The organism is Nostoc sp., from assembly GCF_036917195.1.
Taxonomy (GTDB): Bacteria; Cyanobacteriota; Cyanobacteriia; order Cyanobacteriales; family Nostocaceae; genus Nostoc.
This window is the reverse complement of record NZ_JBALDG010000094.1, coordinates 14719-29538: the sequence shown is the minus strand read 5'-3', so window position 1 is coordinate 29538 and position 14820 is coordinate 14719. Positions and strand designations below refer to the sequence as shown.

9 protein-coding genes are annotated in these 14820 nt (G+C 38.1%); all 9 read left to right on the top strand.

The annotated features are described in order from the left end of the window. Positions 1-30 precede the first annotated feature (30 nt). The 9 genes from V7K40_RS31910 (at position 31) to V7K40_RS31870 (ending at position 14810) form a co-directional block, all read left to right on the top strand. Positions 31-4884 carry an amino acid adenylation domain-containing protein gene (locus V7K40_RS31910; RefSeq protein ID WP_334966887.1) on the top strand — a complete coding sequence of 1618 codons (4854 nt, stop codon included), beginning with the start codon at positions 31-33 and terminating at the stop codon, positions 4882-4884. A 52-nt stretch (positions 4885-4936) separates the two neighbouring features. Beyond that, positions 4937-5953, top strand: coding sequence for a fatty acid desaturase (locus tag V7K40_RS31905; RefSeq protein ID WP_334966886.1), 1017 nt, complete (start codon positions 4937-4939; stop codon positions 5951-5953). Between the two features lie 29 nt (positions 5954-5982). Next, positions 5983-7152 carry an aldo/keto reductase gene (locus V7K40_RS31900; RefSeq protein WP_334966911.1) on the top strand — a complete coding sequence of 390 codons (1170 nt, stop codon included), beginning with the start codon at positions 5983-5985 and terminating at the stop codon, positions 7150-7152. A gap of 19 nt (positions 7153-7171) precedes the next feature. After that, on the top strand, positions 7172-8974 hold the full coding sequence (locus tag V7K40_RS31895; RefSeq protein ID WP_334966885.1) for an ABC transporter substrate-binding protein: 1803 nt from the start codon (positions 7172-7174) through the stop codon (positions 8972-8974). 16 nt (positions 8975-8990) lie between these two features. Next, complete coding sequence (locus V7K40_RS31890) at positions 8991-9926, top strand: 2-oxoglutarate and iron-dependent oxygenase domain-containing protein (RefSeq protein ID WP_334966884.1); 936 nt, start codon at positions 8991-8993, stop codon at positions 9924-9926. Between the two features lie 20 nt (positions 9927-9946). Continuing rightward, positions 9947-11584: a glycosyltransferase family 39 protein gene (locus V7K40_RS31885; RefSeq protein WP_334966883.1), complete on the top strand. Its 1638-nt coding sequence runs from the start codon at positions 9947-9949 to the stop codon at positions 11582-11584. Positions 11585-11599: 15 nt separating this feature from the next. Next, the gene (locus tag V7K40_RS31880; protein ID WP_334966882.1) at positions 11600-12094 is read left to right on the top strand and encodes a GtrA family protein; all 495 of its coding nucleotides are present in this window, start codon (positions 11600-11602) and stop codon (positions 12092-12094) included. A 9-nt stretch (positions 12095-12103) separates the two neighbouring features. Beyond that, complete coding sequence (locus V7K40_RS31875) at positions 12104-13237, top strand: hypothetical protein (RefSeq protein WP_334966881.1); 1134 nt, start codon at positions 12104-12106, stop codon at positions 13235-13237. A gap of 205 nt (positions 13238-13442) precedes the next feature. Continuing rightward, a complete protein-coding gene (locus tag V7K40_RS31870) occupies positions 13443-14810 on the top strand; it encodes an MBOAT family O-acyltransferase (RefSeq protein ID WP_334966880.1) in 1368 nt (455 codons plus the stop codon). Positions 14811-14820 lie beyond the last annotated feature (10 nt).

Below are 14820 nucleotides of genomic sequence, written 5' to 3'. Positions count from 1 at the left end.
AGATGCCCTCTTTTTTAAAGAGATAAAACAATGATAGTTGCACAAAAACAAAGTAATAGTAAAGATATTGAGTCTATCTATCCCCTTTCGCCTACGCAGCAGGGAATACTCTTTCATACTCTCTATGAGCCAGAATCAACAATCTATTTTGAACAGTTTCAATTAACTCTGCATGGCAATTTAGATCCAGGTATATTTAAACAAACTTGGCAGCTTTTGGTAGAGCGACATTCAGCTTTGCGGACTCTTTTTGTTTGGAAGAATCGCAAACAATCAGTTCAGGTGGTGCGAAAAGCAGTGAATTTGCCTTGGTCTAATTTAGACTGGCGGATGTTTCCTCAGCAGGAGCAAGAAATACGTCTCAATTCTTTCTTAGACTCAGATAGAAAACAAGGTTTTGAACTTGACAAAGCTCCATTAATGCGCTTTGCCTTAATTCGAGTAGCTGATGAAACTTATGAGTTTGTTTGGAGCTTTCATCATTTATTAGTTGATGGTTGGAGTTGGCCGATTATTGTTAAAGAATTGTTTGCTTTATATGAGTCAATTCAAAATGGTCAACAGTTATATATAGCCTCCAGTCGCCCTTACCGGGATTATATTAACTGGTTGCAGCAGCAAGATTTGACTGGTGCAAAGGCGTTTTGGCAAAAAAATCTTGAGGGTTTTACTGTACCTACGCCTTTGATAGTTGAGCGAGCAATTGGACAGAGTTCTCACCAACAACAAAATATTGAAGTGCGATCGCAACATTTATCAGCTGAGACGACAACTACCTTAAAATCTTTTGCCCAACAACATCATCTGACACTTGCCACCTTAGTACAAGCTGCTTGGGGGTTGTTACTAAGTCGCTACAGTGGCGAGTCTGACGTGGTTTTTGGCACTACTGTATCTGGTCGGCCTCCTGCTTTATCTGGTGTGGAGTCGATGGTGGGGTTGTTCATTAATACTCTGCCAGCACGGGTAAAAATCACTGATACAACCGATTTGTTAACCTGGTTGCGGTTGTTGCAACAAGAATATATAGAACGGGAGCAGTATTCATACACCCCACTCGTAGATATTCAAGGCGTAAGTAAAATTCCTCGTACTCAACTTTTGTTTGAAAGCCTTGTTGTATTTGAAAACTATCCTGTAAATGTAACGTTGCAGCAACTTCCTGGAAACTTGAGCATCAGGGAGCTACAAGACAGGGGACAAACTAATTATCCTCTCACACTGCTGGCAATTCCTGGCGAGGAAATGACTGTAAAAATTTACTACGATCGTGATCGCTTTGATGCAAAGATTATCGATCGCATGGCTGGTCATTTCCTAACTCTGTTGGAAGGAATTACCGTCAATCCTCATCGCACCCCAGGAGAGTTATCGTTACTAACTCCAGCAGAGCAAGATTTACTTTTAGTCCAGTGGAATGCTACCTCAGCAGCGCATCCCATCAATCGTTGCATCCATCAGTTATTTGAGGAGCAAGTAAAAAAAACACCCCAAGCCTTGGCGGTGGTATATGACAACCAACAATTGACTTATGAAGAGTTGAATCAGCAAGCCAATAAAATTGCCCGCTACTTGCAACGCTTGGGTGTGAAACCAGATGTCCCAGTGGGTATTTGTGTAGAGCGAACGCTAGCCGCGATGATCGCCATCTTAGGAACTCTCAAGGCTGGGGGAGTTTGCGTTCCCCTCGATCCTACCTATCCGCCAGAACGTTTAGCCTTCATGCTCAACGATTCTCAAGCACCAGTCATCTTAACTCAAACACGTTGCAAGTCATTACTTGATGGCAACTTTGCTCATCGTCTGATTGTGTTAGATGAAGATGGGGACGAAATCGCCAAAGAATCTGAGAACAATCCACAAGTTGAAGTAGCAGCTGATAATTTAGCCTACATTATATATACCTCTGGCTCTACCGGCACTCCTAAAGGTACAATTGTTCCCCATCGATCGCTCACTAATTTAATAGAACACCATCAGGCAAAAATGGCCACAGGTATTGGTGTGCTTCAGTTTGCCTCCCTCAGTTTTGATGTCAGCTATCACGAAATATCCGTGGCGTGGGGCTTCGGAGGGACGCTGTATATCATTCCTGAATGCGATCGCAAAGATTTAGATAAGTTAATTCACTTACTTGCTAACAACCCCGTTGGGAAAGTTTTTCTGCCAGTTAGCCTTTGGCAGCAATTAGCAAAAATATACGGAGATCAAGAACATTTATTTAACAATATTCAAGAAGCGATCGCTTGTGGCGAACAACTCCAAATTACTCAGCCGATGATTAAGCTGTTTAAGCGTCTGGAAAATTGTACACTCTACAATTTCTATGGCCCTACGGAAGCAGACTTAGTTACAGCTTATACTTTTAGCCAAAAGCCAGATGAATGGCCGATTTATCCGCCGATTGGTAAAGCTGCTGTCAATGTGCAAGTTTATCTGTTAGACGGCAATTTCCAACCCGTGCCGATTGGTGTGCCTGGGGAACTCTACGTGAGTGGTGATGGTTTGGCTCATGGCTACCTCAACCGTGCAGATTTGACCAATCAAAAATTTCTCCCAAATCCTTTTAGTAACGATGCTAACTCGCGCCTCTATAAAACTGGTGACTTAGCTCAATACTTACCAGATGGGAATATCGAGTTTCTGGGACGGATAGATGATTTGGTAAAAGTCCGGGGCTTTCGTGTTGAACTTGGAGAAGTTGAAGCCGTTCTGAGCAGGCATCCTCAAATTAACCAAGCAGTAGCGAAAGTGCACGGGGAGAGTGCCAGGGAAAAATATTTAGTTGCTTACTTTGTCCCAATTTCGGGAGAGTCAGTAACAGTCGAACAACTACGGACTTTTTTGACTGAGCAACTGCCAGATTATATGATTCCATCGACTTTTGTAGAAATGGAATCGTTCCCCTTAACACCCAATGGTAAGGTAAACCGTCGCGCTCTACCAGAACCGACAACCAGCCGACCGGAGTTAAGTCAGACTTTTGTTGAGCCGCGTACTCCCACCGAAGAAATTTTGGCTGGTATTTGGAGAGATGTTTTAGGGTTAGAACAAGTTGGCATTTATGACAACTTCTTTGATTTGGGGGGACATTCTTTACTGGCAACTCAGGTTATTGCTTTAACGCGTAAAGCGTTTGGGATAGAGTTACCCCTTTTGAGTTTGTTTGAGTCTCCTGCGATCGCACCTTTAGCCCAAAAAATCGCCACAGCGAGCGCACCAGAACGGCAGGAGTTATCTTTAAAACGGTTGCCCTCGCAAGACGAGCCAATACCAATTTCTTTAACACAGCTAGAGTTGTGGTTTTTTGACCAATTCTATCCAGACAGTTCCATTTATAACTTGCCTTTGGTTTATCGCATCACAGGTGCGCTTAACGAGAAAGCATTATCAGAGAGTTTAAGGGAAATTGTCTGGCGACATGAGACATTGCGATCGACTTTTCAGGTAAAAAATGGACAAGTCGTTTATGCTGTTGTCAACGAGCCTGTCTTTGACTTTTCCGTAATTGATCTCCGACACCTCCCCGCAACTGAACGCGAAACTCAAGCCATACAAGAGGCTGAAAAGGAAATTAAGCATCCTTTCAATTTGGCACGAGGCCCTTTATTGCGAAGCAAGCTTTGGCGCTTAGACGAACATGAGTATTTGTTCGTTGCTGTCACACACCATATTGTAGCTGATGGTTGGTCTTTTAGTGTCCTAACCCAAGAACTGGCAGCCCTTTACGAAGCCTTCTGTGAAGGTAAGCCGTCTCCTCTGACTGAGTTACCGATCAAATACACCGACTTTGCTCAATGGCAGAGGCAGTGGTTACAAGGAGAAGTTTTAGAATCTCAGCTTCAGTTTTGGCAAAAGCACTTAGGTATTAGTCCACCGATATTGCAGCTACCAACTGATTATCCCCGCCCACCAGCGCGAACCTTTAAAAGTGCAGGTCAATCGGTAGTTCTCTCCAAAAAATTAACCGATGCGCTCAAGGTACTGAGTCAACAGGAAGGCGTAACCTTATTTATGACCTTGTTGGCAGCATTCCAGACATTACTCTTCTCTTATACAAGACAGGAAGAGATTATTGTCAGCAGCGCCCTTGCCAATCGCACCAGAGTAGAAACTGAGGGACTGATTGGTTTCTTTGTCAATTTACTGCCATTTTGTACCAACTTAGGAGAAAATCCCAGTTTTCGGGAACTACTTGGGCGAGTGCGTGAGGTAGCTTTGGGTGTTTATGCTCATCAAGAAATGCCCCTGATCAAGCTAATAGAAAAACTCCAGCCAGTCAGAGATCCCAGTTACACATTACTAAATCAAGTAATGTTTGTCTTTCAAAATACTCCAGAGGATAATTTAGAATTTTCAAATCTCATTTTGAAGGAGCAGTTTATTGCCAGAGATACAAAGGATACCGCAGAGTTTGATTTAGAGTTAACACTCGAAGAAACATCAACAGGTATTGAAGGTTTGCTCGTATACAGAACCAATTTATTTGAACCTGCCACTATTACCCAGATGGTCGAGAATTTTCAGACCTTGCTGGAAAAAATAACGACCAATTATAACCAACGTCTGGCTGAACTTATCTTAATATCTGAACCACCAAGTTTGCCCACTCAAACTGTTGCACTCCCAATATCGAAGGACTTTCTTACTCCACAAAATCCTATCGAAGAAGTTGTGTTAACTCTCTGGAAAGAAATTTTAGGACTAGAGCAGATTAGCACTCAAGATAACTTTTTTGAACTGGGAGGACATTCTTCTCAAACTCTTGAAGTTATATGCAAACTACAGTCAAATTTGCAAGTCGAACTGCCGTTGATCTACCTGTTTGAGAAACCTACTGTAGTTCAGCTAGCAGAAGCCATCCAATATCAATTAAACAGTTAATAGGTTGATATCTAGTTTTTCAATTGTTATTGTCAACGTAGAGGTGAACAACATGGAAATTACAAAGAATAATCAAATAATTGAGAATGCCAGATATAGTATTAGTGAAGTTACTCAAATATCTAACGAAGAACTTCGTATATTGCATGAGATTCCTACATTTAGACCGATTGTTCAAACATTTGTTGTCATTAGTACATATTTCATCCTTGTAGCTACTGGGTTCTGGTTGAATAACTGGGCAGTGTGGTTATTAATCTGGTTTGTTCAAGGATTTTTATTTGTCTGTTTTTTTGCGGCAATACATTATTGCTCTCACTATAGTTTGTATAAGTCAAAAAATACTAACCGATTCGTGGGGACTTTCTTATCATTAGTATTATTGATGAACTTTTCATTTCACAAATATATCCATATTGGACATCATCGAGAAGCAAAAATAAAAAGTAAAATCGTAGGAGATACCTCAGCATGGCAAACCTTTCCTAATATTAAGACCTATCTTCTTGCTTTGACATATTTTTATCCTCTTGCAGTATGCAAGAATTGGTGGTTAGTGACCAAAGATTTATATTTAGACTCTTTAAAAACACATATACAAGAGGAATCATCCTTACCAACTAGCTTTTATTTAAGCTATTTTAAAACACCAGAACAACGCCAATTTGTCTTACAAAATAATTGGCTACTATTGGGTTGGGTTGTATTAATGGGAGGATTGACCGTAATTTTTCCTGGGATTTTGTTCTTTGGTTACTGGATACCATTAATATCTTTTGCTTCTCCATTCGGTTTTATTTTCAGCATTACAGATCACTATGGCTGTGAGTCTGACTTAAATCACAACCTATGGAATGATACACGAACAATGATTTCTAACCCGGTCGTTAGGTTTTATTACTGGAATAATAATTACCATGTAGAGCATCATCTCTACCCAAGTATGCCACCGTGTAACTACTCCAAGATACATGAGTTAATTCAACATCACCTTCAGCATCTTGAAAAATCATACTTGATGTTTCATCTAAAAATAATGCGGGGCTTGATTTCGGCAAAAAGTCATTAATGAATCGCTCTAATCAAAATACATTTATGATGCAGTATCGTAGATTTGGGCGTACAGAATTGCCAATGCCAATATTTTCCTGCGGCGGAATGCGCTACGCCTATACTGAATATGAGGAACTTACTCAAGAAAAAATTCCCAATGAAAATCAACAGAATCTAGAAACCACTATTCGCCGTTCTTTAGAAGTTGGCATCAATCACATCGAAACGGCTCGAATGTATGGAACTTCTGAGATGCAATTAGGAGCGATTTTACCTAAGTTACCTAGAGAAAAACTTATTGTGCAGACTAAGGTTACTCCGACATCGGACTCTGAAGACTTCCGCAGTTTGTGTGAGAAATCTTTAGCTTTATTAAAGCTAGATTACATTGAATTATTAACACTACATGGCATTAATAATTACCAACACCTTGAGGATAGCATTCGTCCTAATGGTTGTCTTGATGTAGCGCGGCAATTGCAAGCTGAGGGTAAGGTAAAGTTTATTGGCTTTTCTACTCACGCTGCGACAGACTTAATTATTAAAATCATTCAAACCAATCAATTTGACTATATAAATTTACATTGGTACTACATTAATCAATTCAATTGGCCCGCCATTGAAGCAGCCACACATCATGACATGGGAGTGTTTATTATTAGCCCATCAGACAAAGGTGGTATGCTCTATAAGCCTCCACAAAAGTTATTAGACTTGTGCCATCCTCTCAGTCCGATGGTGTTTAACGATCTGTTTTGTTTGAGCCATCCTCAAGTACATACTCTCAGCTTAGGCGCATCTAGACCATCAGATTTTGACGAACACTTGAAGGTTATAGAACTTTTAGATAAAGCGGATGAAATTTTACCGCCAATTTTAAACCGTTTAGAAAAAGCAGCGATCGCTACACTCGGAAAAGATTGGTATTCTAGCTGGCACACTGGTTTACCTGCCTATAAAGAAACTCCTGGCGAGATTAATATTCCAGTTATTTTGTGGTTGCGAAATTTAGCGATCGCTTTTGATATGTTTGAATATGCCACAAGGCGTTACAACCACTTAAATAATGCTGATCCTTGGTTCCCTGGCGTGACAGCAGAAAAAGTTAGACAATTTGATCTAAGTGATTGTCTGCGTCATAGCCCCCATACTGACAAAATACCAGCTTTATTAGAAGATGCCCATAGGTTGTTATCTCAACCTAGTCAAGAATAAATTGCGGAGTGGTTTTACGATGTTGAATTATAAGTTATTAAAAAATAATAAAAAGTATACTTTAATTCGCCATCACTGGCTAGTAATTTTGCTGGCTTTTGTAACTGCGATCACAATAATTATCTATCATCAAACTAACTTAAAAATCAAAGCAACATCAATATCTCAAGTTATTTTCTCTTTCCCAATTGAACCTACAACTTTTAATCCAGCTTTAATCGTAGAATCAGCTTATACTTTAAACTATACTTATGAGGGACTAGTAAAAGAAAATCGACGGGGAGAAATTGAACCTAGTCTAGCTGAATCTTGGCAAACTTCTCCAGATAAAAAACAAATAATTTACATCCTCAGAAAAGGGTTAAAATGGTCAGATGGAAAGCCACTAACTGCTGAAGATGTGGTTTTTACTTACAATGAAATTTATAAGAATCCAGCCATTCCTACTTATGCTAAAGACTTCTTCCTAATTGGCAAGAATCGTACCTTTCCTACTGTGCGGAAACTTGATGATTTGCGAGTTGAATTTACATTACCTGAACCATTTGCTCCATTTATTCGGGCTACAAAACTGGAAATTTTACCAGCCCATGTTTTTCGGGAAACAGTCAAAATAAAAGACCAGGAAGGTAGACCTAAATTTATGTCTACTTGGGGGATTGATACTCCACCAGAAAATATTATTGTCAACGGCCCTTATACAATAGAATCTTATACTCCCAGCCAGCGAATAATTTTCCGAAAAAATCCTTATTACTGGCGTAAAGATGCTCAAGGCAATTCGCAACCTTATATCGAGCGTGTGATTGGGCAAATTATTCCTAGTCAAGATACTTCTTTAATCCAATTCCGTTCTGGAGGATTGGATTACATCAACGTTAATACCAATTATTTTTCATTATTAAAACATGAAGAAACTAGAGGAAACTTTACTATTTATAATGGCGGTCTTTTTATAGGATCAACTGCCATTACTTTTAATCTCAATAAAGGTAGTAGAAATGGTCAACCACTGGTAGATCCCATCAAGTCTAGTTGGTTTAATACAGTGGAATTTAGGCAAGCAGTTGCCTATGTAATTAATCGCCAACAAATACTCAACAATATCTATAAGGGATTGGGTCAACTGCAAAATTCGCCGATTGCTGTACAGAGCAAGTATTATTTACCCGTCCAAGCAGGTTTAAAGGTCTATGAATACAATCTTAAAAAAGCAAAAGAATTACTGCTAAAAACAGGGTTTAAATACAATAATCAAGGTCAGTTATTAGACAAGCAAGGAAACCTTGTGCGCTTTAGCCTCATGACGAATGCTAACAATAATATATTGCAGGCAATGGGAGTACTCATCAAACAAAATTTGAGTGATCTTGGCATAACTGTTGATTTCAATCCTGTTGCTACTAGCATTTTTATCAACAAACTAACTCAAACTTTCGATTGGGAGTGTCAAGTACTTGAAGTTGCTGTCGGTCAAGAACCGAATGATTGGGCTAATGTTTGGTTGCCTGAAACTAGTTGGCACTTTTTTAATCAACAATCCCAAACAGGACAAATGCCGATAATAGGGCGACAGGTTGCAGATTGGGAACGAAAAATTGGTAATTTATACATTCAGGCAGCCTCCGAAGTGGATGAAGCAAAGCGTAAAGCTATGTACGTAGAAACTCAACAAATTACTCAGGAGTATCTGCCATTTATTTATCTAGTTAACCCTTTCTCAATGGTGGCAGTACGAAATCGTATCCAAGGTATTGAACACTCTGCTCTAATAGGAACATTTTGGAACTCTTACGACCTGAAACTGACTGAAATTAACTAAAGAGGATATCGTTTGTATGCAAATTCCTATCATTGATTTCAATGCTTTTATTATAGGTGACTCAACCGCAAAAGAAGCTGTCGCTGCACAAATTTCTCTTGCTATTCATAAGGTCGGATGTTTCTATCTCAAAAATTATGGTATTCCTAATACTCTAATCGCTCAAGTCTTTTCACAAACCGAGTGCTTTTTTGCACTACCGGAGCATGAAAAAGAACAAGTATCTTTCTTTCCAGACCGTAATCTTCGCGGATATCATAATTTTAAAAAAAGTGAAGATAAACACAACGCCAATGAACTAATGACTGAAGGGTTTCATTTTGGCAAAGAAATTACTTCCGATGAAGTTTGTGGGATTGAAGATCCTTTCTTTGAACCGAATAAATGGCCTAAAAATCCCACTCAGTTTCATGAAGTGATGATGGAAGTTTTCGCTGGTTGTCACGAAACTGCTTTGAGAGTATTCCAAGCTTTGGCTATTTCTCTGAGAATTCCAGAAGATTATTTTACAAATTTATATTCAGAGCAAAACCACGGCATAGTTTTGCATCACTACCCATCTATATATCAGCCTCCAGAACTAGGAAAAGTTTATCTTGTAGAACATACTGACATAGGTACTCTCACATTTTTATTTCAAGATTCTGAAGGGTTAGAAGTATATACAAATGCTGGAGAATGGGTTGTAGCGCCCTTCATTCCTGACGCAATTATAGTATTGGTTGCAGATTTAATGCAGCGATGGACAAACGATAAATTTTGCGCCACACGACATCGAGTTATAGTCCCAACTCAATCTCACAGTGCTAAACAAAGGTACTCATGCGCCTTTTTTACAGGCCCCAATTATGATGCTCTAATTAATTCCATTCAGACTTGCTTAGATATAGATGAAGTACCCAAGTATCCACCAATTCTTGCCCATGAATATTTCAAGCAGCCAAAAGGATAGCTACGGACTAGAGATAATAAATGGACAAATTACAATTGCTAGCAAAGTCAAAACCTCCAACTTGGTTAAAAATTTTGGTAATTAGCCTGATTGGGTTAGGTATTTTCTTTCGCTTTACCCATTTGGGACAAAAAGTGTATTGGTATGACGAATTTGCGACATCGCTGGCAATATCTGGTCATACGCTAGCCGAGGTTAAGCAAGAAATTTTTAGCAATTGGAGCAATAATGAAGGCGTAATTCCTGTTATCACTTTAGACAAATATCAACACATTAACCCAGATCGAACTGTGGCTGATACAGTTCGCTACTTAATAACTTCAGACCCACAACATCCACCTTTATATTATGTGATGGTGAGATTATGGGCGCAAGTCTTTGGGGATTTCCCTGCGGCAGTTAGGAGTTTATCAGCAGTAATTAGTCTGTTGGTGTTTCCTAGTGTGTATTGGCTGTGTTTAGAGTTGTTTGAATCAGCACTAGTTGGGTGGGTGGGAATGGCTGTAATGGCGATTTCTCCGTTGCAGATTTTCTTTGCCCAAGATGCACGAGAATACGGTTTATGGATGGTGACGATTCTAGTATCAAGTGCTGCTTTATTACGAGCTATTCGCCGAGAAAGTTACTTGAGTTGGGCTGTATATACTCTCACTCTAGCCTTGGGATTTTACACCCATCTATTAACAGCAATGGTTGTGATCGCTCATTGCATATATGTGGTTATTAGGCAACAGTTTCGCTTCAACAAAACTCTGCGTAATTATTTACTGAGTTCCATAGCAGCTTGCTTGATGTTTTTACCCTGGTTAATGGTAATCATTACCCAGATTCATACAGCAACAAATCTCTTGTCATGGATCGCATTTAAAACAGATAGTCCTTTCGACTTAATTGGGATTTGGCTCAGTCGGATTAGCAGAATATTTTTTGATTTTAATTTGGCTTCTGATGATGCTTGGGTCAAAAATTTACCTGCGGAAAGCTCTTTACTTTATAGTATTCCTACGATAATAACTAGTTTAGTTTTAATAATTTATATTATTAATTATTTTATAAATTATCTCTCAAATAATACTAGTTTATTTATTGCTTTATTAGGGGGATTTCCAGGGTTAACGTTGCTTTTTTACGACCTAATTTTTGGCGGAATTCGCTCTATTCATTTTCGCTATCAGTTACCGTTATACCTCAGCATCCAAATTGCTGTAGCATATATTTTAGCTTTCCATCTTTTCTTGGCGAAAAACTGGCAGAAAAACCTTTGGCAAGTCATTGTGGTAGGTTTACTCATCTCTGGGCTAGTTTCTGATGTTAGATTTTTTCAGTCTGAAACTTGGTGGCCACAAATAGGTGGCAAGAATTTGCTAGCAATGAGTCAACGTATTAATCAATCTAATAATAATATTTTATTGATAAGTAATAAAAATGATTATAACTTGGGAGTTATCCTCACCTTAAGTCATAAGTTAGAGCCAAACGTTAGCTTAGTTACAATCCAAAATGACCAGTTACCAATAATGGCTAAAGATTATAAATCTATTTTTTTTGTTGACGATCTGGGAAATAGTTTAGCTCATCAACTTGAAAAGGATAAGACTAATTCACTGAAGTTAGTCTACCCACTTGAAGGGTTTTGGCAACTCGATAAAAAACATTAAGAGAGTAGAAACTGAATGAAGCAGTATCTTGACTATTTTAATATTATTATTCTGACAGATAAAGTCTACTTTTATCTTCATTCGGCGCTTTTTAGTCGGTTTATTCGCTTTGCGGTAGTTGGTTTGAGTGGAGTATTTGTAGACTTGGGGGCATTCTATTTTTTACATAGCTCATTATGTTTGGCGTTAACTATGAGTGCAATGCTTTCCACAGAAATAGCAATTATTAATAATTTTATATTGAATGATTTATGGACATTTGGTGATGTGTCTTTCCAACAAAAAATCAGTCAAAAGTTACAACGTTTTGTCAAATTTAATCTCATTTGTTTAGTTGGGCTTATTTTCAATAGCTTAATTGTAAATTGGCTATTTTATCAATTCCAAGTGAATGAATACATAGCTAAATTGGTAGCGATCGCTTGTGTGACACTTTGGAATTTCTGGCTCAACCTGAAGATGAACTGGCAATTAACAAAGACAGATATAGATGTAGTTGTAGATATTTAAGAAAAAATTATGTTAAAATCACTTGTAATGTTTAGGTATAGTTTAATTTTTCTAATTACTATATTTTTTTCTTCGGGATTATTAAATACAGTTCTACCCTATTCTAAGACTATCCAAAATCTTGGTGAAATTAGCGTTAAATGGCAATATTTTACTGAACATAAAAATGATTACAACGCTATCTTTCTGGGACCAAGTACTACTTACTTTGGCGTAGTCCCGAAAGTATTTGATGAATACATGACAAAAGAGGGTAAGACTGTCAAATCTTTCAACTTTGGTATCGCAGGCGCAAACGTATCAGAACTAGATTTTTACTTACAAAAAATTCTAGATTTAAAGCCAGCAAACTTAAAGTGGATATTTCTAGACTGTTCAGTTGACTTATTTACCAACTTTGGTTCTACTTCTGCTCAGGAGATATACTGGCATACTCCTCGTAAAACCGTAGAAAATTTTCAATTAATTTGGGAATCATCAATCGATAACTGGCAAGTAAAAGTTCCATATATATACGCTAACTTTCAAAGCTTTATCTATCGATGGCTAGGTCTTGGTCAGCTTTCTACTTTCTGGCAAGAAAGAATATTAAATTTAGATTTATCAAATGCAGATCCATTAGCAAAAGTATCCGAGGATAGACTATTACAAGAATCTGGATATTACGCAATAGATTGGCAAAATAAAGCTGAAAAATGGCAAACTCTATTCCGAACAAATGGTTTGGATACTTATCTAAAAAATCTCAAAAGTGAACAAACAAAATTAGCAAATTTAAATTCAGAAAACACATTTAAGAAGACATCCACAATATATGGAGTGAAAATGATGGAAAATATTTCTTCCCAAATTGAAAAACAGCAGCAAATTAATAACAATAAACTTGAAGCTATATTTTTTATTCCTCCAATTCTAGAGGCTGATTCTAACTACTCTGCTCTTTACAAAGCATACGATTTAGGATATATAGATACTTTACTTGCTTTTAATGATGTCAATAGTTTTACTAATTTGTATGAATTAAATCGTAGAATTGATAGCGCACATCTCAATCACCAAGGCGCTCAAGAATTCACACTTTTACTGGCATCAAGATTTACTGAGTATTTAAATAATTCCGGGCAGAAAGTTGCAACTAGGTAGAATTTTAATAGCTAGTTTATATCACATAATCATTAGCTCAATGTAAATAAAGATGGTATTCACAGAGTTTCGGTTTGTATTTTTCTTCCTGATTGTTTTCTGCATCTATTGGGCTTTGCAGAAACACAATCATCGTAAGTTGTGGTTGCTAATCTGTAGTTATATCTTTTATAGTGCTTGGGATTGGCGCTTCCTTTTTTTGCTCTTGTTATCGACAGTTATTGATTACTTTGTCGGTTTAATGCTATCTAGACCACAGGTTAGTGATTTACTAGGACAGGAAATTCCCACCAAAGAGGTAGTAGAACAAGCAAGAACTCCAAATTCTTGGAATTGGGATGCCTTGCTGAATAAGCCACAGAATCAGCAGCAGCGTCAAGCATGGTTGATACTTAGTTTAGTAGCAAATTTAGGAATATTAGGGTTTTTTAAGTACTATAACTTTTTCACTGAGTCTGCTGCAAACTTATTAAGTTTTTTGGGTTTACCTATAAGCCTGACAACCCTTAACATTATTCTGCCAGCAGGTATTAGTTTTTACACGTTTCAAACTCTGAGTTATTCCCTTGATATCTATTTAGGTAAACTCAAACCTGTGAGAAATTTTTGGGATTTTTCTCTATTTGTAACTTTTTTCCCTCAACTGGTTGCGGGGCCTATCGTCCGTGCATCTACTTTTTTGCCCCAACTACTAACCCCAAAAAGCTTAAGCGAGGTTGATTTTCGGGGGTGTTTAATGCTTTTTTTCGTAGGGTATTTCAAGAAAGCTTGCATTTCGGATAATCTTTCTCCTTTAATAGAACAGTATTTCACAAATCCAGAAAATTATACTTTCTTGAGTTGTTGGATTGCTGTTATTTCTTTCGTCATCCAGATATACTGCGACTTTTCTGGTTATTCAGATATGGCGATCGCTTCTGCCGATTTACTTGGATACAAACTACCTCTGAACTTTAATTTCCCCTACCTTTCCAGTAATATCACTGAGTTGTGGCAACGCTGGCATATTACCCTCTACAGTTGGTTGCGAGACTATGTTTATATTCCTTTAATGAGAAAGCGACCAAAGGCTGAACGCACAGAACTATTTGGGTATAAAAATCTTCTCATTTTGATGCTTCTATCAGGACTTTGGCATGGAGCTGCTTGGCATTTTGTAATTTGGGGTGGATTAAATGGAATCGCCTTAGTTGTTAACAAGGAATGGTTATCTCGGATTGCTCTCTATAAAGGATTGCTACCATTGAGAAAGATACTAAGTATCCCCTTAACAATGTATTGGTTTTGTGCCTCTGCCATCTTCTTTCGGAGTAACGATCTTAGCAGCGCTATACAAATAGAAAAATCATTTTTATTCTTGACTTCTCTTGGCTCTGAAAACCTAAATCTCCAAATTGCATGGACTTTTGTACCTTTAATTATGCTCCACTGGGCGGCTTATAAGGGTTGGTTTGCTGATTGGTGGCGTAAAATTCCTAGTTGGAGTTTTGCTGTTTGCTTTGGGGTGTTAGTTTCAGCAATATTTCGGCTGACAGCAATCAATCCTCAACCTTTTGTCTACTTTCAGTTTTAATGTGCGATCG